Here is a 17,315-nt window from a genome sequence, read left to right as displayed (position 1 = left end):
TCGCGGTAAATGCGGCTCGAAGACGCTGCGCAGTGCAAAAATTCGGACGAGTGTACCGATTGAGACGGAAGTTCCATTGTGAATTCAACAAACACGGAAGCCGCGGGTAGTCCGGAATCCGGCCCGCCCGCCACCAAGGCTCGGCGACGCAAACCGCGCCGGCGCGGCCGTCGGATCGCCCTGTACGTGACGCTGTGCGTGCTCGTCCTGCTGATCGCCACCCCGTTGATCGCGTTCGGTGTCGCCTACAAGGACGCGGACGTGCCGCGGCCCGGCGATATGAAGACCAACCAGGTGTCGACGATCCTGGCGTCGGACGGGACGACGGAGATCGCCCGCGTCGTGCCGCCAGAGGGCAACCGCACCGAGGTCACGATCGACCAGATTCCGGAGCACGTGCGCAACGCGGTGCTCTCGGCCGAGGACCGCGACTTCTATTCGAACCCCGGATTCTCGGTCAGCGGTTTCGCGCGCGCGGCCCGCGACAACGTGCTCGGCAAGGACAGCGCCGGCGGTGGCTCCACCATCACCCAGCAGTACGTGAAGAACACGCTGGTCGGGTCGGAGCGGTCCGTGACCCGCAAGATGAAGGAACTGGTGATCTCGTCGAAGATGGCGCGCGAGTGGTCCAAGGACGAGATCCTGGCCGCGTACCTCAACACCATCTACTTCGGCCGCGGCGCGTATGGCATCGCGGCCGCGTCCGACGCGTACTTCGGCAAGCCGCTGGGCGAGCTGACGGTGGCCGAGGGTGCCGTGCTGGCTGCGGTGATCCAGAGCCCGTCGAGCCTCGATCCCGTCACCAATCCGGCAGCGTTGAAGGCGCGTTGGGACTACGTGCTGGACGGCATGGTCACGATGTCGGCGCTGTCGTCCGTCGAGCGTGGGGCGATGCAGTTCCCGGACGTGCTCCCGACGGCACCGCTCGCGGATGCAGGTGCGGCGCCGGGCCCGGAGGGCCTCATCCGCGCGCAGGTGCTGCGTGAACTCGCCGAATCCGGTGTCAGTGAACAGGATCTGAACACCGAGGGACTGCAGATCACCACCACCATCGATCCCACGGCGCAGCAGGCCGCGCTGGACGCGGTCGCCGACACGCTCGACGGTGAACCCGAGAACCTGCGCACCGCCGTGGTGTCGGTCGACCCGAAGTCGGGTGCGGTGCGCGCCTACTACGGCGGCGCCGACGGCAAGGGCTTCGACTTCGCGCAGGCCGGACTCCAGACGGGTTCCTCGTTCAAGGTGTTCGGGCTGGTCGCCGCACTGCAGCAGGACATCCCGCTGTCGCAGATGTACGACAGCGGTCCCCTGTCCGTCTACGGCGTGACCATCACCAACGTCGAGGGCGAGTCCTGCGGCAAGTGCACCATCGCCGAGGCGCTCAAGCGGTCCCTCAACACCAGCTTCTACCGCCTCACGTTGGCGATGGACGACGGTGCACAGAAGATCGCGGACGCCGCACACGCCGCCGGCATCCCGGAGACGGTGCCGGGATGGCAGTACCCCACGCTCACGCAGGAGGGTGGTTCGCCGGAGAACGGAATTGTGCTGGGCCAGTACCTGTCCCGGCCCATCGACATGGCGTCGGCGTATGCGACGCTGGCGGCGTCGGGCATGTACCACAAGCCGTACTTCGTGCAGAAGGTCGTGACGGCGGACGGTGTCGTGCTGCTGGACCGGCCGGCGCCCGAGGGTGAACGCAGGCTCGACGCGGCGGTCGCGGACAACGTCACGCAGGCGATGCTGCCGATCGCGTCGTACTCGCGCAGCCACGGACTGGCCGGTGGCCGACCGTCGGCGTCGAAGACCGGCACCGCACAGCTCGGCGACACCGGGCAGAACAAGGACGCCTGGATGGTGGGGTACACCCCGCAGCTGTCCACCGCGGTGTGGATCGGCACGGCCGACGCCAAGGCCATCGAGAACACCTGGGGCGGCTCCGTGTACGGCTCGGGTCTGCCGTCGGACATCTGGAAGAAGACGATGGACGGCGCGCTCGAGGACACCGACGTCGAGAAGTTCCCCTGGCCGGCACCGATCGGTGGTCAGGCCGGTGTCCCGGCGTACACCGGGGCGGGATCGGGCGCATCGGGGTCCGGCCAGAGCACGGCCAATTCGCCGGCCCCGGCCGCACCGGCTCCCGCGCCCGCACCGGCACCGCAGCTTCCGCCGCCCCCGAGCGGTCGCGTCATCGAGATCCTGCCCGGGGTCAAGATCACGTTGCCGGGCTGAGTCGACGGTCGGGTGTGGGGGCGTGACGCAGGTCAAGATCGGGTGCATACGTGTCGCATCCGTGATTGAAGAATCACGATTCGGAAGGTGTACTCGTTACCGTGACTGAGCCCGCGCGCCCCTCCCAGGTTTTCCGTCTCCGCGCGCCGTTGGCCGGTGTCGCGGTAGTTGCCGGGCTGTTGGCGTGGGCGCCGGTGGCCGCCGCGGAGACCACGCGCCCGGCTGCCTGCGTGCCGTTCGGCACCGCTCAGCTGCCACCCGGGTTGCCGTCCCAGGGCGGGCGCGACGGGCTCGAGCGTCTCCCGGAGTTCGTCGGGGACAACGCGCCGTCGTCGGTGGAGCTGCGCACACAGACAACACAGTTCAATCGGATCTGGGACTTCGCCCTGGTCGACGCCGCGTTGCTGACGCGACCGCGGGCCGGATCCGACGCCGAGCCGTGGCGGTACGCGCCGCTGCCCGAATGTCTGCGGGACCGTCTGGTCGGAATCTCGGTGGACGACGACGAGTTGATCGCCGTGGACGACGCCGGGTGGATCTACACGATGGACAACGTGTCGCAGGCTCCGCTGTTCTGGAACTGGACCTCGGCCTTCGGTGCGCCGCTGTGGACCGGGTCGGGCCAGCGGCTGCCGGGCACCGAACCGGGCACGTGGGCGCTCAGCGTCTCGTCGCCGTGGGACAACCAGACCTACACCGATGCCGCGGGCCGCGTGCACTACGTCGGGCTGGGCAAGATGACGATGGTGCCCGCGCTCACCGGCGACGGCAGCCGCATCACCTACGCCGACCCGTGGCTGCCGAACGATCAGAGCTACGAGATCGGCGGCCCGCTCGGCGGCCGGTTCCGGTCGATCGCCCTGTCGTCGGCCGGGTCGACGACGTTCGTCGTGAACGAGTACGGCGACATGTACACCCGCAGTTTCGACTTCGACGCGTCCGGTTCGGACTCGGTGTTCTTCCGCTACAGCTGGGACGACCAGTCCGGCAAGCCCACGGCACCGAACATGTTCGCGGAGTTGCTGGACCGCGACACCGCCGCGATCCAATTGCCGGGTCAGGACTGGGTGCGCCAGCCCAAGATTCCGGGCGAGATCACGTCGGCGATCAGCGTGCACTCCACCGGCGTCGGCCCCGGCGCCCGCGAGTTGCGGGTTGCGGGACGGCAGGACGGCGGCGCGTCGGGCTTCTGGCACAAGGATCTGGACGCGCCGGCATGGGAGTTCACCGCGACGGGCGCGGACCTGCCCGGCACGCCGCTGGAGAACTCGCCGTTCGACCGGTCGGCGGAAACGCTCGCACCCCCGGCGCCGTGGAATCTGTCGGCGTCGCTCCCCGCCCGCGACACCCTCGTCGACGGGCAGTTCCTCGTCGACGCCGGCCTGCCGTACACGCTGGTCGATCCGCGCCTGCTCGACGCCGTCGGCCAGCAGGCGGGACCGTCCGGGTACCGGATTGCGGTGTCGCACTTCGATCCCGCTGCCACCACCCGCGAGGCCACGGTGACGGCGCCCGACGGTGCGGTGATCCCGGTGTTGCTGCACACCGCCGACGGTCTCCGGTTCGAGGCACGCGGACCGGGGCTCGACGATCAGCCGCGGCACCTGGTCGGTGCGATCGAGATCCCGCAGACCGCGTTCGACGCCCGCGACACCGATCCCTCCCTGGATGCCTTCGTCCGGGACTGGATGCGCGGCAAGCAGATCGCACCGATCACTCTCAGTGCGACAGCGAGTGACCTGGTGGTGCGCTGACCCGGCGAGTTTGCGACTCCGTGAATGGCGTGCGTCACACGGTCGACATGAAATGTAACAAACGGTCGGTCAGCTGCTATATCAGAGAACGTGATCGATCGTGTCCTCCGCAGTAAGCGCTCCCCGTCTCGTCTCGCCGCACCCCTCGTGTGCGTGGCGGTGATGACCGGACTGTTGTCCACTGCGCCGACGGCGTCTGCGACGGCGTCCGGGCCCGCGTCGTGCGTACCCGTCGGCACCGCGCAGTTGCCGCCGGGACTGCCCTCGGCGGGTTGGCGGGCGGGACTCGACACCCTGCCGTTGTTCGCCGGCAACCACGCGCCATCGTCGGTCGAGTTGCGCACGCAGACAACGCAGTTCAACAAGTTCTGGGACTTCTCGCTGGTGGACGGCGCGCTGCTGACCCGTCCGCGCGTCTGGACCGGATCGAACACCGAGGCGTGGCGGTACGCGCCGTTGCCGGAGTGCCTGCGGGGCAGGCTGGTCGGTATCTCCGCCGACGACGACGAGTTGGCCGCGATCGACGCCGACGGCTGGATCTACACCATGGACAACGCATCCCAGACGCCGTTGACCTGGAACTGGACGTCGGCGTTCGGCGCCCCGATCTGGACCGGCGGCGGCAAGCGCCTTCTCGGCGGGGCGCCCGGACAGTGGGCGCTGAGCGTCGCCTCTCCGTGGGACAACCAGACGTACGCGGACGCCGCCGGCCGCCTGCACTACTACGGGCTGGCGAAGATGACGATGGTGCCCTCGCTGACGGGCGACGGCAGTCGCATCACGTACGCCGACCCGTGGCTGCCGATCGACGACAGCTACGAGATCGGCGGCCCGCTGGGCGGCCGGTTCCGGTCCGTTGCGCTGTCGTCCTCGGCGTCGACGACGTTCGTGGTGAACAAGTACGGCGACATGTACACGCGGAACTTCGATCCCGACGCGACCGGCTCGGACTCCATCTTCTTCCGCTACAGCTGGGACGACCAGACGGGCAAGCCGACCGCGCCGAACTCGGCGTTCGAGTCGTGGTTCAAGGGGTACGCCGCGATCCAGCTGCCCGCGCAGGACTGGAAGCGTCAGCCCAAGATTCCCGGCGAGATCACCTCGGCGATCAGCGTGCACTCCACCGGCGTCGGGCCCGACGCCCGCGAGCTGCGGGTGGCCGGTCGGTCGGGTGGCGTCGCCGGCTTCTGGCACAAGCACCTGAACGCGCCGTCATGGAATTTCACCGCAACCGGAGCGGACCTGCCCGGTGCGCCGCTGGAGAACTCGCCGTTCGACCGGTCATCGGACACGCTGGCCCCGCCCGCGCCGTGGAACCTGTCCACGTCACTGCCCTCCCGCGACGCGTGGGTGGACGGCCAGGTGCTGGTGGACAGCGTGCTGCCGTACTCGATCCTGGACCCACGCCTGCTCGACCAGGTGGGCCTGCATGCCGGCCCGTCCGGCTACCGGATCTCGATCGACCACTTCGATCCCGTCGCCACCACCCGCGCGGCCACGGTGACCGCGCCGGACGGCACGACCATCCCCGTCGTCGTCCATACCGCGGACGGGCTCCGCTTCGCACCGCGCGGTGCCGGACTGGATGCGCAGCCGCGGCACCTGGTCGGCGCGATCGAGATCCCGCAGTCCGCGTTCGACGCCCGGGCCTCCGACCCCGCCCTGGACGCCTTCGTCCGGGACTGGATGCGCGGCAAGCAGATCGCGCCGATCAGCCTCAGCGCCACCGACACCGATCTCGTGGTCCGGTAGGAACAAACCTTTCGGCCTCGCGCCAATCTGTACCTTTCTGTACCTTTTCGAGGGTTGTGTACAAAATTGGCGCGGGCACGGAAGTCATGTCTGCGGCCGGTCCGATTCCTACGCGGCGGGGTGCCCGTGCGGCATCGGCAGCGCCGCGAGCGCGTGGTCGACGACGCCGTCGACGGTGAAGACCGGCTCGATCGTGCGGTCGATGGCGAGGCTCTCGACCATCGACCACCATCCGCGCAGGAGCATCCGTGCCTCGGGGGACGGCTGTGTGCCGGTGGCCTCGAGGGTGCGCTCGACCATGGTGTCCTTCATGTGTTCGCGGATCTCCTGGATCTGCGGGTCGGCGCCGAAGCCGCCGTGGAAGAAGGACTGGTAGTTCGCGCCGTGCCGGTCGATGAACGAGACGAACGCGTGCACGACGGCCCTCAGCGGTTCACCGGACGCGTCGTCGGGGTCTGCCTTCGCGGCGCGCAGCAGGCGCCGGGCGGCCGCGCCGACGACGGCGACGTAGTAGTCCTGCTTGGTCGGGAAGTACCGGAACAGCAGGCCGCGGGAGATGCCGGCCTTCTCGGCCACCAGGTCGATCGACAGCGCATGGATGGGCCGGGCCGCGAGTTCCTGCAGGCCGATCGCGACGAGTTGCCGCTTGCGCTCCTCCGGTGGGAGCCGCCGCCGGGGGGCCGCAGTTTCGGTCGACACGAGATGACACCGTCCAGGATCTTGATTGCGGGGCAAGTCTACGTTTAGGTTAACTGAGCAATGCTCAGTTAGTCGACGGCACGGAGGCTGGCATGGATTTCGCACAAAGCGCGCGGTCGAAGGAGTACCTCGATCGACTGCGGGCGTTCATCGCGACCGAGGTCGCGCCCGTCGAGGCGCGACTGCGGGCCGAGCGGGTGGCACCGTTCGCGCAGCGCGCCGACGTTCCTGGTGCCGCGATGTGGCAGGTGTCCGACGAGTTCCGCGCGCTGCAGGCCGAGGCCCGCGCGCAGGGCCTGTGGAACCTCTTCCTGCCCGACGCCGAACTCGGCGCCGGCCTGACCAACGTCGAGTACGCCCCGCTCGCCGAGGAGATGGGACGCTCGCCGTTCGTCTCCGCGATCTTCAACTGCGACGCCCCCGACACCGGCAACATGGAGGTGCTGTACCACTACGGCAGCGCCGAGCAGAAGGAGCGCTGGCTGACGCCGCTGCTGGACGGTGAGATTCGGTCCGCGTTCTGCATGACCGAGCCCGACGTCGCGTCGTCCGACGCCACCAACATGGCCGCGACCGCCGTCGTCGACGGCGACGAGGTGGTGCTGGGCGGCCGCAAGTGGTGGAGCACCGGGATCGGCAGCCCCGATTGCAAGATCCTCATCTTCATGGGCCTTACCGACCCGGAAGCGCCCAAGCATCAACGGCATTCGATGGTGCTGGTGCCGATGGACACCCCCGGTGTGAAGGTCGAGCGGATGCTCTCGACGATGGGCTTCTACGACGAACCCGGTGGGCACGGCGAGGTGTCGTTCACCGACGTCCGGCTGCCGTTGGACGCAGTCATCGCCGGGCCCGGACAGGGATTCGAGATCGCGCAAGGCCGGCTCGGGCCGGGCCGCGTGCACCACTGCATGCGCCTGATCGGCCTGGCCGAGGCCGCGCTCGAACTCGCGATCCGCCGCGGCACCGAACGCGTCGCCTTCGGCAAGCCGCTGGTCAACCTCGGCGGCAACCGCGAGCGCATTGCCGACGCCCGCATCGCGATCAACCAGTTGCGGCTGCTGGTGCTCAACACCGCCTGGCTGCTCGACACGCAGGGCCTGTTCGGCGCGCGGTCCGCCGTCTCCGAGATCAAGGTCGCCACCCCCCGCGTGGTGCAGCAGGTGATCGACTTCGCAATCCAGATCCACGGCGGCGGAGGGCTTTCCGAGGACTTCCCGCTCGCCGGTGCGTGGACGGCGGCGCGTGCACTGCGCCTCGCCGACGGCCCCGACGAGGTCCACCAGGGTCTGGTCGCCCGCTTCGAGTTGGGGAAGTACCAGTGAGCCCGAAGACGCCGGCGCTGCCGGACAACGCGCGCACAGTCCGCGACGAGGATGCCTTCGATGTCGACGCCGTCGCACAGTGGTTGCGGGACAACGGCTCCGCTGAACTCGAAGGCGTGCCCGAGGTGCGCCAGTTCGCGGGCGGGGCGTCCAACCTGACGTACCTGCTGCGCTACCCGGACCGCGACCTGGTGCTGCGCCGTCCGCCGGCCGGCGCGAAGCCGTCGTCCGGGCACGACATGGTCCGTGAGTACCGCATCCAGTCGCTGCTCGCGCCCGTGTACCCGCACGTGCCGGCGATGGTGGGCCTGTGCACCGACCCGTCGGTGCTCGGCAGCGACTTCTACGTCATGGAACGCGTCGAGGGCACCATCCTGCGTTCCGCGCCCCCGGCCGAACTGGGGCTCACCCCGGAGAACACGCGTGAGCTGTGCCTGCGGGTGATCGACCTGCTGATCGAACTGCACGGCGTGGACCCGGCGTCTGCGGGCCTGGAGGAGTTCGGTCGCGGCACGGGGTACGTCGCCCGCCAGGTGGCCGGTTGGACCAAGCGTTACGCGGCCGCCCGCACCGACAACGTGCCCGACTTCGCGCGGGTTGCGAAGTGGCTCGACGACAACCGGCCGGCCGACGTCGCCTCGCGGGTGATCCACGGCGACTTCCGGCTCGACAACGTCGTGCTCGGCGACGACCTGCGGCCCCGCGCCGTCCTGGACTGGGAACTCGCCACGATCGGCGATCCGCTGATGGACCTCGGCTCGAGCCTGGCGTACTGGCCAACCCGGCGTTCGAGCACTTCTGGATCGCGGTGGGCTACCTGGACACTCGCTGCAACGAACTGATCGACGCGATGACGGAGGGCAAGTAGTGGGCAGCCGCGCGCCACGCAGGAACATTCTCATCACAGGTGCCAGCTCGGGCCTCGGCCGCGGCATGGCCCGCGAATTCGCCGCACGTGGACGCAACCTCGCGCTCGCCGCCCGGCGCACCGAGCGGCTCGAGGAACTGCGCGACGAACTCCTCGCCGCGAACCCGGACATCACCGTCGCGATCCGGGGGCTCGACGTCGACGTTCACGACCCGGTGTTCAGCGTGTTCCGGGAGTTCGACGAGGAACTCGGCGGCCTGGACCGGGTGATCGTCAACGCCGGTCTCGGCAAGGGGCAACCGTTGGGCACCGGCTACTTCCGCGCCAACGCCGCGACGGCGCGCACCAACTTCCTCGGCGCCCTCGCGCAGAGCGAGGCGGCGCTCGAACTGTTCCGGCCGCGGAACGCCGGCCACGTGGTGCTGATCTCGTCGGTGAGCGCGATGCGCGGCATGCCGCGCAACCTCACCACCTACGCGGCGTCGAAGGCGGGGGTCGCGGCGCTCGGCGAGGGCATGCGGGCGGATCTGGCGAAGACCGGCATCGACGTCAGCACCATCTTCCCCGGCTTCATCCGCTCCGAGATCAACGAGAAGGTGAAGAAGGTGCCGTTCATCGTCGACACCGAGACCGGTTGTCGCGCGCTGGCCGCGGCGATCGAGAAGGAACCGAACAAGGCCTACGTCCCGGCGTGGCCGTGGTTGCCGGTGTCGATGGCGATGAAGGTGCTGCCGCTGTCGGTGGTGTCGAGGATGGCGTAGGTCGGCGCGGACAGCGGAATCCGGCCTGACCTGCACGGATCGCGAAACCGGTCGGTTTATAACCCGTCAAGATAAATATTCGATAACGCTCGACGGATTGATATAGCTTCGTTACCCTTTTGTGACGGGCCCCATGGGAGCACCCCCCTCGGGCCGATGGGCAAGACACAAATGAGGTAATACCCGTGGGCAAGCACCACCAGCCATCGCACCGTTTCGTTCGCAAGATCAACCCCTCCGAGTCCGCCGCCGGCCGTCGGTCGCGCAAGACGGCGGCATTCGTGGCCATCGCCGGGACCCTCCTCGTCGGAGGGGCGCAGCTCGGCGCCGCCACCGCCTCCGCGGCCCCCGCGGCCCAGACCGCCGGATTCGTCCACAGTGTGGGCTCGAGTTCCGCTGTGGTGCAGCCTGTTTCCGGCACCCTGACATCCAGCTACGGCCCGCGCGGTGGCACTCACCACGACGGCATCGACATCGGTGCGAGCATCGGCACACCGATCTACTCGGCCGCCGCCGGATCCGTGATCTCGGCCGGCCCGGCCTCCGGATTCGGGCAGTGGGTGCGCGTGCAGCACAACGACGGCACCATCACGGTGTACGGCCATGTCGACACCTACCTCGTCAGCGTCGGCCAGAGCGTCACCGCGGGCCAGCAGATCGCCACGGTCGGCAATCGCGGTCAGTCGACGGGTCCTCACCTGCACTTCGAGGTCTGGGACCCCAGCGGCCGGCAGGTCGATCCGCAGGTCTGGCTGCGGAGCAACGGCGTCCACCCGACGTGGTGACGGCCCGCTGATCCGGTAGTCGGGTCACAGCGCGAGGTGGTCGCCGCGGAATCGTCGACGCATCCGCCTGTCATGGGTCACCAGGACGGACGGTGCCCGCGAACGCGTCGAGCGCCTCCTCCAACTCCTCGACCAGCGCCGGCGACAGGTGATTGGTGGGCTCGTCCACCAGCATCAGGTCGGCGCCGCTGGTGACCAGCAGCGCGACCTCGAGGCGTCGGCGCTGGCCGAACGACAGATCCGCCAGCGGACGATGCAGATCGTCGGGCCGGAACAGGCCCAGCGAGAGCAGTTCCGCGGCCGAATCCTCCACGTATCCGGGGGTGAGGTCCTTGCCCCCGGAACAGGTCCGGGTGATCGAGAGGAATGAGTCCTCGCACGACCGACCCGTCCGAACGGGGTTGCGTGCGCCCAGGACTCGCCGCGGAGCATGCTCGACGCGGCGCCCCGATCTAGGAATTCAGTGTGCCCATGCCGACGAAGGTAACACCGGCGATCCGTGCCGGCCACCGATTATCTCCGGCTGCACCGAAAACCGGCTCGAAAACACCTGTGGCGGTGGATGAGTCCGGAGACTCGCCCACCGCCACAGGTGCGTTGTACGGCTGGTTCTACTCGGCGCCGATGATGAAGGCCTCGAGCTCGGTGCGAGCCTTGTCGTCGGCCATCTGGACCGGCGGGGACTTCATCAGGTATGCCGATGCCGGCAGGATCGGGCCGCCGAGGCCGCGGTCCTTGGCGATCTTCGCGGCGCGGATGGCGTCGATGATGATGCCGGCCGAGTTCGGGGAGTCCCAGACCTCGAGCTTGTACTCCAGGTTCAGCGGGGCGTCACCGAAGGCGCGACCCTCGAGGCGGACGTACGCCCACTTGCGGTCGTCGAGCCACTCCACGTAGTCCGAGGGACCGATGTGGACGTTGCGGTCGTGGACCTTGCCGGCGAGCGAGCCGGTCAGGTTCGACGTCACGGCCTGGGTCTTGGAGACCTTCTTGGACTCCAGGCGCTCACGCTCGAGCATGTTCTTGAAGTCCATGTTGCCGCCGACGTTCAGCTGGTACGTGCGGTCCAGCACCACGCCGCGGTCCTCGAACAGCTTCGCCATCACGCGGTGGGTGATGGTGGCGCCGACCTGCGACTTGATGTCGTCGCCGACGATCGGGACACCGGCCGCGCGGAACTTCTCGGCCCACTCCGGGTCGGAGGCGATGAAGACGGGCAGCGCGTTGACGAACGCGACACCGGCGTCGATGCAGCACTGCGCGTAGAACTTGTCGGCCTCTTCCGAGCCCACCGGCAGGTAGGACACGAGGACGTCGACCTTGGCAGCCTTGAGCGCGGCGACGACGTCGACGGGCTCGGCGTCGGAGACCTCGATGGTCTGCGCGTAGTACTTGCCGATGCCGTCGAGCGTCGGGCCACGCAGGACGGGGACGTCCAGCGGCGGGACGTCGGCGATCTTGATGGTGTTGTTCTCGCTGGCGTTGATCGCCTCGGACAGGTCGAACCCGACCTTCTTGGCGTCGACGTCGAAGGCGGCGACGAACTGGACGTCGCGCACGTGGTACTGGCCGAACTTGACGTGCATCAGGCCGGGGACGGTGGAGTTCTCGTCCGCGTCCTTGTAGTACTGCACGCCCTGGACCAGGGACGAGGCACAGTTACCCACGCCCACAATGGCTACGCGCACCGCGGTGCTGTTCTCACCCATGGTCGGGTTCTCCTTCGTTTTTCTTGGGTGCTGTTGCTGTTGATGATTGTTCGGCGGCGATCAGCTCGTTCAGCCACCGCACTTCCCGTTCGCTCGACTCGAGACCGAGCTGATGGAGCTGGCGGGTGTAGCGGTCGAGTGACCCGGTGGCCCGCCCGACGGCGTCCCGGAGACCCTCACGGCGCTCCTCGACCTGACGTCGCCTGCCTTCCAGAATTCGCATCCGCGCCTCGGCGGGGGTGCGGCTGAAGAAGGCAAGGTGCACGCCGAACCCGTCGTCGGTGTAGTTCTGGGGCCCCGTGTCCGCCACCAGCTCGGAGAAACGCTTCCGACCGGCGGGGGTGAGCTCGTACACGCGGCGCGCCCGGCGCTTGACGGTGCCGTCCGCGCCGGCGTCCTCGGCGATCAACCCGTCGGCCTGCATGCGCCGAAGGGTCGGGTAGAGCGAGCCGTAGGAGAAGGCGCGGAACGCACCGAGCAGGCCGGTCAGCCGCTTACGCAGCTCGTATCCGTGCATGGGTGACTCGAGGAGCAGCCCGAGAATTGCGAGCTCGAGCAAGATCACACCCCCTGAGTGTCCCGAACATAACCGACAGATGCGATTGCCAACTATATCGCACCGATATATACGGGCACACAGTTGAGCGAAAACAGCAGGTGGAAGACCTACTGGTCGGCTCGGTAGACCTCGCGGACGGCGCCGTCGAAGCCGACCGTCAGGAAGCCCTGCGCGCCCGTGGTCTCGTTCCACAGGTGGATACTCACGACCGGCCCGTTGTCGTCGTCGCGCTGCGCGATCAGATAGACCCGGGTCGGGTCGGCCACGCCGAGGGTGCGGTCGGCGCCGTAGACGAGCCCGATCAGCTGGGGGACGTTCGGGCGGAGCTCGGTGAGGTCGACGGGTACGCCCTCGGTGCGGCCCGGTGACCTTCCGTTGTCCGTCAGCTGTCCGTCCTCGTACCGATACGACTGCTCGCTACCGGGCGCACCGGGTACCGGGCGCGAGATCGACGCGTAGTCGGGGTAGATCGTCAGGCTGTCGACCTCCGAGTCGCCCAGTTGCCGGTCGATGTCGTCGAGCATCTGCCCGAGCCCCGCCGCGGTGATCAGCTCGGTGCCCACCGTGGGGCCGGCCGGACCGGCATGATCCCGATTCGAGGTGACCACGACGATGCCGCACACCACGACGACGGCCGCCGCGAGCGCGACGATCCAGCGAGTGCTCTGCGGCTGTGGCGACGGCGCGACGGTGTCGCTCGGCGCCGGCGGCGCCTGCAGGTCTCGGACGAGTCGATCGAGGTTGTCCGGGGTGCGGCGGTTCGGCATGCTCATCGCCCCTGGGCCGGCGAGACGTCGACCACGGTGCCGTCCATCCGCGTGTCCACCATTCCCGTTTGTTCCTCGCGGTCCTCGAACAGGTAGCTGACCAGGCCCTCCCCCGCCGTCGAATCCGGTCGCACGAAGATGTGCTCGACCTGGGCCGCCGGCATCCCGACACGGCCCGGTCCTGTCGCGAGAACCTCGGCGAGTCGGTCGACGTCGAGGGCCGCGAGGTCGACCGTGGTGGTGTCCAGGGGTCGCGAATCGGGCTCCCGCACCGTCGAGAACCCGCCGCGGAAGCTCCAGTCCTGTGCGCGATGCGGTTGGCCGTCCAACATCCGGGTGAAGAACACGTAGGTCGGGTAGAAGATCACGTCGTCCACCTGCAGATCACCGAACTTCAGCTCGTACTGGCGCAGGAAGTCGCGGATCCCCTCGGGTGAGCGAGGATCGAGCGGCTCGACCACGATCGGCTGCGGCTCGCCGGGCGCGACAGGGGCCGGTTCGGCCGCGACGACCGCCTCGGGCGCCGCGGCGTCGCCTCGATTCGTGTACATCACCGTTCCGCAGATCGCCACGACCGCAACCACGATCGCGGCCACAGCGCGACCCGGGACACGTCTGCGAGGTGCCGGCGTGGCCTCCCGTGCGGCTTCGACGAGATGCTCGGGAATCTGCAGGTCCTCGACGAGAGAGGCGAGTTCCCCGAGCGTCTTGGCCTTCATGGCCTGCGCGGTCCGGGTCTGATACTCGGTCGGATCGAGTTGCCCCTCGCTGTATCCGGCGTCCAGGAGTCCACAGGTCTGGGCGCGATCGATGTCGCGCGCGCGGGCTTTGGCGGAGACGGGGGCGGACACGTCCGTGATCCTAGGAAACCGTTCGGATTGTTGTGCAACCACGTCCGAACCGACGAACTACACGGGTGGAGAAGATCGAGCACGAAGTGCCTACTGGTCGGCTCTACGGACTTCCAGAATCTCGCCGTCGAAACCCATGGTCAGCCACCCGTTGGCTGCGATGTCCTGATTGGACGCCAGGATCTCGACGGCCGGTATGTCGTCGGAGCGGTCGCGCTCGATCGACAGATGGACCGAGTCCGGGTTCGGCACTGCGACGCTCTGCTCGATCCCGCGGACCAAGCCGATCAGCTTGGGCAGGTTCGGCCGAAGTTCCGCGAGGTCCACCGGAACGGTGGGTGTGCGGGTTCCACCGTCGTCGGGACCGTCGAAGGTGGGACTCCCGGATTCGATCTCGTAGCTGTACCTCTCGCTCCGGCCAGGCTTTCCCGGGACGGGGCGAACGATGTCGGCACGCTCGGGGTACACGCGCAGCTCGTCGACCTCCAGGCCGCCGAGCTTCTGCTCGAGGGTGTCGAACAGGCGGTTCATCTCGGTGAGCGTCAACAGGTCGGACGATTCCGCATCGACGGCGGCGACGCCCGGGGCGGCGGAAGGCGCGTCTTCGCCCGACTGCGTCAGGACCACGGCCCCGCCCACCGTGAGCACGGCCGCGATACCGAGAGCGGCGATCCACCGCATGCTCCGGTCCCGCGGTGGGGCAGGAACCGCATTCGACAGCTCCCGCGGAACCTGCAAGTCCCGAACGAGGCGGTCCAGATCGCCCAGCGTGCGTGCCGTCGCCGCGGATTCCAGGCGGGCGCGGTGTTCGTCCTCGGACAACTGGCCGGTGCCGCGCGCCGCGTCGAGCACCTCGCACACACCGTCGCGGTCGCTGTCACGGGCGCGTAGGCGCAGGGAGGTCGCGAGGTTTCGGCGTTCGGTCGGTGTCATCGTCACCTGTCCGCAGTTCGGACGTCGATCTCGTCGCCGCCGAGTGTCGTGTACACGCTGCCGGATCGCTTGTCAGGGCTCTCGACGCTGATCGCCACCTCGACCTCGCCGCCGGTGGTGCGGACGTCGATGTCGCCGATCCGGCCGGTCGAGAGCCGTACCCGATCCGGGGCCGTGGCGAGGTTGGCCGCCAGCCGGTCGAGATCGATGTCGGCCAGGTCGATCGCTTGTGTGTCGGGGCCTCGCCCATTCGGGGTCATCGACGGCTTGAACCCGTTCATGAAGTCGTACCGCTGGTACAGGTGTGGTGCCCCGTCGACCGCGCGGTCCACCGACGCCCGCTCGGGGTAGAAGATGGCGCGATCGACCAGGGTGTCCTTGAACTTGGCGCGGTATCGGTCGATGAAAGCCCGGATCCCCTCGACGGTGGTCGTGTCGATCGGCTCGATCACGATCGCGTCGGGCTCGCCCGGAATCGGTGCCGGCAGCGGCGCGGGTTCCTCGGCCGCGGCAACGACCTCCGGCGCGGCGGGCGTCTGCGCGGTCTCGTCGTCGCGTGCGACGAAGAACACGGTCCCGATCACGACGGCGACGGCCGCGATGGCCGCGGCGATCACCGGCCCGCGCCGTAATCGACGGGGTGCGGTGGCGGTCCGGAGTGCGGTCTCGACGAGGTGCGCGGGAATCTGCAGGTCGGACACCAGCGCGTCGAGTTCACCGAGCGTCTTGGCCTTCATCGCGGCGGCGGTGCGGGCGTCGTACTCGGTCGTGTCGAGCTGGCCCTCGCTGTATCCGGCGTCGAGCACTCCGCAGGTCTGCGCGCGATCGATATCGCGCGCACGAGTACTGGAGGAAGCCTGCCCGGACACGGTCGTGATCTTAGGAAACCGCTCGGACGGTCGCCCGGCACCACCCGTTTCCGGCGGTACCGTCGCATGTCAAGACCTTGTGTTCGTCCCCACGTGCGGCGCCTCCCGGCACACCCCGCCGACGGGTGACGCACGTACTCTGGTCTCCGTGCGGATACAGCGGCAGGTCGTGGACTACGCGCTGCAGCGCCGGTCCCTGCTCGCCGAGGTCTACTCGGGGCGGACCGGCGTGACCGAAGTCTGCGATGCGAGCCCCTACCTGCTGCGCGCGGCCAAGTTCCACGGCCGCAGCAGTTCGGTGATGTGCCCGATCTGTCGCAAGGAAGAGTTGACCCTCGTATCTTGGGTGTTCGGCGACAAACTGGGCCCGGTGTCGGGCTCGGCGCGGACACCCGAGGAACTGGTTCGTCTGGCCGCGACCGAGGAGGAATTCTCGGTCCATGTGGTCGAGGTGTGCCGCACATGCAGCTGGAACCACTTGGTCCAGTCCTACGTTCTCGGTGCGGTACCGGCACCGAAGCGGCCGAGGAGGACGTCCTCACCGCGCCGCCGCACCGCCAGTGAGTAGTAGTGAACCGACAGCGTAGGAAGCCGACAGCTGTGCCCACCGACCGACGCAACCGAGGACTGCCCACAGTCACCCGATTACTGGAGATTCGTACGTGAGTTCCCCCAACAACCCCCAGGGTCGACCTACCGGACCGCGGCGTCCGAACGGCCCGCAGCAGAGTGGACGACCGGCCGGGCAGCAGCCCGGCCGTCCCGTGGGTGGCCCCGGGGGCCCCGCGCCGCGCCGCAACCCGGGTCCCCAGCAGGGCGGTCGCCCGGCTCCACGGCAGCCGCAGCAGGGTGGTCGTCCACCGCAGGGAGGCGAGCGCCCGCCGCAGGGTGGACCGCGTCCGCCCCAGGGTGGCCAGCGTGCGGCACAGGGGGGACCGCGTCCGGCACAGGGTGGGGGCCGCGGTCCCGGTGGGCGTCCGCCGGCCGGCCCGCCGCCGACCGCACGCAAGTCCGGTGATGGATCGGGCGGTCAGCCGCCGAAGGGTCCGAAGAAGACCAAGTCCAGCAAGTGGAAGATCGCGCGCCGCACCGCGTACGCCGTGGTCGCGCTCGGCCTGATCGTGCCGATGCTGACGTTCATGGTCGCGTACATCGTCGAGGACGTACCGAAGCCCGGCGATATGAAGACCAATCAGGTCGCGACGATCCTGGCGTCGGACGGGACGACGGAGATCAGCCGCGTCGTGCCGCCCGAGGGCAACCGCACCGAGGTCACGATCGACCAGATTCCGGAGCACGTGCGCAACGCGGTGCTCTCGGCCGAGGACCGGAACTTCTACACCAACCCCGGATTCTCGGTCAGCGGTTTCGCGCGCGCGGCCCGCGACAACGTGCTCGGCAAGGACAGCGCCGGCGGTGGCTCCACCATCACCCAGCAGTACGTGAAGAAC

Annotated in this window: 17 protein-coding genes; 9 read left to right on the top strand and 8 right to left on the bottom strand. The window is 68.7% G+C overall.

Annotated features, from left to right (window positions below; all coding sequences use genetic code 11):
- Nucleotides 1–78 precede the first annotated feature (78 nt).
- The 3 genes from DEU38_RS08860 to DEU38_RS08850 all read left to right on the top strand — a co-directional run bounded on the left by DEU38_RS08860 (nt 79) and on the right by DEU38_RS08850 (nt 5,738).
- Complete coding sequence (locus DEU38_RS08860; RefSeq protein ID WP_114720145.1) at nt 79–2,232, top strand: transglycosylase domain-containing protein; 2,154 nt, start codon at nt 79–81, stop codon at nt 2,230–2,232.
- Nucleotides 2,233–2,408: 176 nt separating this feature from the next.
- Nucleotides 2,409–3,986 carry a hypothetical protein gene (locus tag DEU38_RS08855; protein ID WP_397484533.1) on the top strand — a complete coding sequence of 526 codons (1,578 nt, stop codon included), beginning with the start codon at nt 2,409–2,411 and terminating at the stop codon, nt 3,984–3,986.
- A gap of 162 nt (nt 3,987–4,148) precedes the next feature.
- Complete coding sequence (locus DEU38_RS08850; RefSeq protein WP_114720444.1) at nt 4,149–5,738, top strand: hypothetical protein; 1,590 nt, start codon at nt 4,149–4,151, stop codon at nt 5,736–5,738.
- 108 nt (nt 5,739–5,846) lie between these two features.
- Here the strand turns inward: DEU38_RS08850 and DEU38_RS08845 are convergent, their stop codons facing one another.
- The gene (locus DEU38_RS08845) at nt 5,847–6,437 is read right to left on the bottom strand and encodes a TetR/AcrR family transcriptional regulator (protein WP_114720141.1); all 591 of its coding nucleotides are present in this window, start codon (nt 6,435–6,437) and stop codon (nt 5,847–5,849) included.
- Between the two features lie 92 nt (nt 6,438–6,529).
- Between DEU38_RS08845 and DEU38_RS08840 the strand changes: the two genes are divergently transcribed.
- The 4 genes from DEU38_RS08840 to DEU38_RS08825 all read left to right on the top strand — a co-directional run bounded on the left by DEU38_RS08840 (nt 6,530) and on the right by DEU38_RS08825 (nt 10,176).
- Nucleotides 6,530–7,762 carry an acyl-CoA dehydrogenase family protein gene (locus DEU38_RS08840; protein ID WP_114720139.1) on the top strand — a complete coding sequence of 411 codons (1,233 nt, stop codon included), beginning with the start codon at nt 6,530–6,532 and terminating at the stop codon, nt 7,760–7,762.
- A complete protein-coding gene (locus tag DEU38_RS08835; protein ID WP_114720137.1) occupies nt 7,759–8,604 on the top strand; it encodes a phosphotransferase family protein in 846 nt (281 codons plus the stop codon). The genes DEU38_RS08840 and DEU38_RS08835 overlap by 4 nt, the downstream gene beginning before the upstream one ends.
- Before the next feature lie 25 nt (nt 8,605–8,629).
- Nucleotides 8,630–9,391 (top strand): SDR family oxidoreductase, encoded by a 762-nt coding sequence (locus tag DEU38_RS08830; RefSeq protein WP_114720135.1) that lies wholly within the window; start codon nt 8,630–8,632, stop codon nt 9,389–9,391.
- A 185-nt stretch (nt 9,392–9,576) separates the two neighbouring features.
- A complete protein-coding gene (locus tag DEU38_RS08825; protein ID WP_114720133.1) occupies nt 9,577–10,176 on the top strand; it encodes a M23 family metallopeptidase in 600 nt (199 codons plus the stop codon).
- Nucleotides 10,177–10,246: 70 nt separating this feature from the next.
- On the opposite strand, the gene DEU38_RS08820 is transcribed toward DEU38_RS08825, so the two are convergent.
- The 7 genes from DEU38_RS08820 to DEU38_RS08790 all read right to left on the bottom strand — a co-directional run bounded on the left by DEU38_RS08820 (nt 10,247) and on the right by DEU38_RS08790 (nt 15,864).
- The gene (locus tag DEU38_RS08820) at nt 10,247–10,489 is read right to left on the bottom strand and encodes an ATP-binding cassette domain-containing protein (protein WP_258557747.1); all 243 of its coding nucleotides are present in this window, start codon (nt 10,487–10,489) and stop codon (nt 10,247–10,249) included.
- Between the two features lie 298 nt (nt 10,490–10,787).
- Nucleotides 10,788–11,885 (bottom strand): inositol-3-phosphate synthase, encoded by a 1,098-nt coding sequence (locus DEU38_RS08815; protein WP_114720131.1) that lies wholly within the window; start codon nt 11,883–11,885, stop codon nt 10,788–10,790.
- Nucleotides 11,878–12,444, bottom strand: coding sequence for a PadR family transcriptional regulator (locus tag DEU38_RS08810; RefSeq protein ID WP_022598568.1), 567 nt, complete (start codon nt 12,442–12,444; stop codon nt 11,878–11,880). Before DEU38_RS08810 ends, DEU38_RS08815 begins: the two co-directional genes overlap by 8 nt.
- Before the next feature lie 107 nt (nt 12,445–12,551).
- The gene (locus DEU38_RS08805; RefSeq protein ID WP_254622688.1) at nt 12,552–13,217 is read right to left on the bottom strand and encodes a DUF1707 domain-containing protein; all 666 of its coding nucleotides are present in this window, start codon (nt 13,215–13,217) and stop codon (nt 12,552–12,554) included.
- Nucleotides 13,214–14,062, bottom strand: coding sequence for a DUF1707 domain-containing protein (locus tag DEU38_RS08800; RefSeq protein WP_114720129.1), 849 nt, complete (start codon nt 14,060–14,062; stop codon nt 13,214–13,216). Before DEU38_RS08800 ends, DEU38_RS08805 begins: the two co-directional genes overlap by 4 nt.
- A gap of 90 nt (nt 14,063–14,152) precedes the next feature.
- A complete protein-coding gene (locus DEU38_RS08795; RefSeq protein WP_114720127.1) occupies nt 14,153–14,995 on the bottom strand; it encodes a DUF1707 domain-containing protein in 843 nt (280 codons plus the stop codon).
- Nucleotides 14,996–14,997: 2 nt separating this feature from the next.
- Nucleotides 14,998–15,864 (bottom strand): DUF1707 domain-containing protein, encoded by an 867-nt coding sequence (locus DEU38_RS08790; protein WP_258557746.1) that lies wholly within the window; start codon nt 15,862–15,864, stop codon nt 14,998–15,000.
- A gap of 148 nt (nt 15,865–16,012) precedes the next feature.
- Between DEU38_RS08790 and DEU38_RS08785 the strand changes: the two genes are divergently transcribed.
- Both DEU38_RS08785 and DEU38_RS29075 read left to right on the top strand, forming a co-directional pair.
- Nucleotides 16,013–16,432 (top strand): DUF5318 domain-containing protein, encoded by a 420-nt coding sequence (locus DEU38_RS08785; RefSeq protein ID WP_174914146.1) that lies wholly within the window; start codon nt 16,013–16,015, stop codon nt 16,430–16,432.
- Between the two features lie 94 nt (nt 16,433–16,526).
- Nucleotides 16,527–17,315: biosynthetic peptidoglycan transglycosylase (locus tag DEU38_RS29075; protein ID WP_258557745.1), on the top strand; the 789-nt coding region annotated here is incomplete at its 3' end.

Origin of the sequence: Rhodococcus sp. AG1013 (assembly GCF_003350365.1) — a bacterium.
Taxonomy (GTDB): domain Bacteria; phylum Actinomycetota; class Actinomycetes; order Mycobacteriales; family Mycobacteriaceae; genus Prescottella.
The sequence above is the reverse complement of the archived record's forward strand: the minus strand, read 5'-3'. Positions and strand labels throughout refer to the sequence as shown.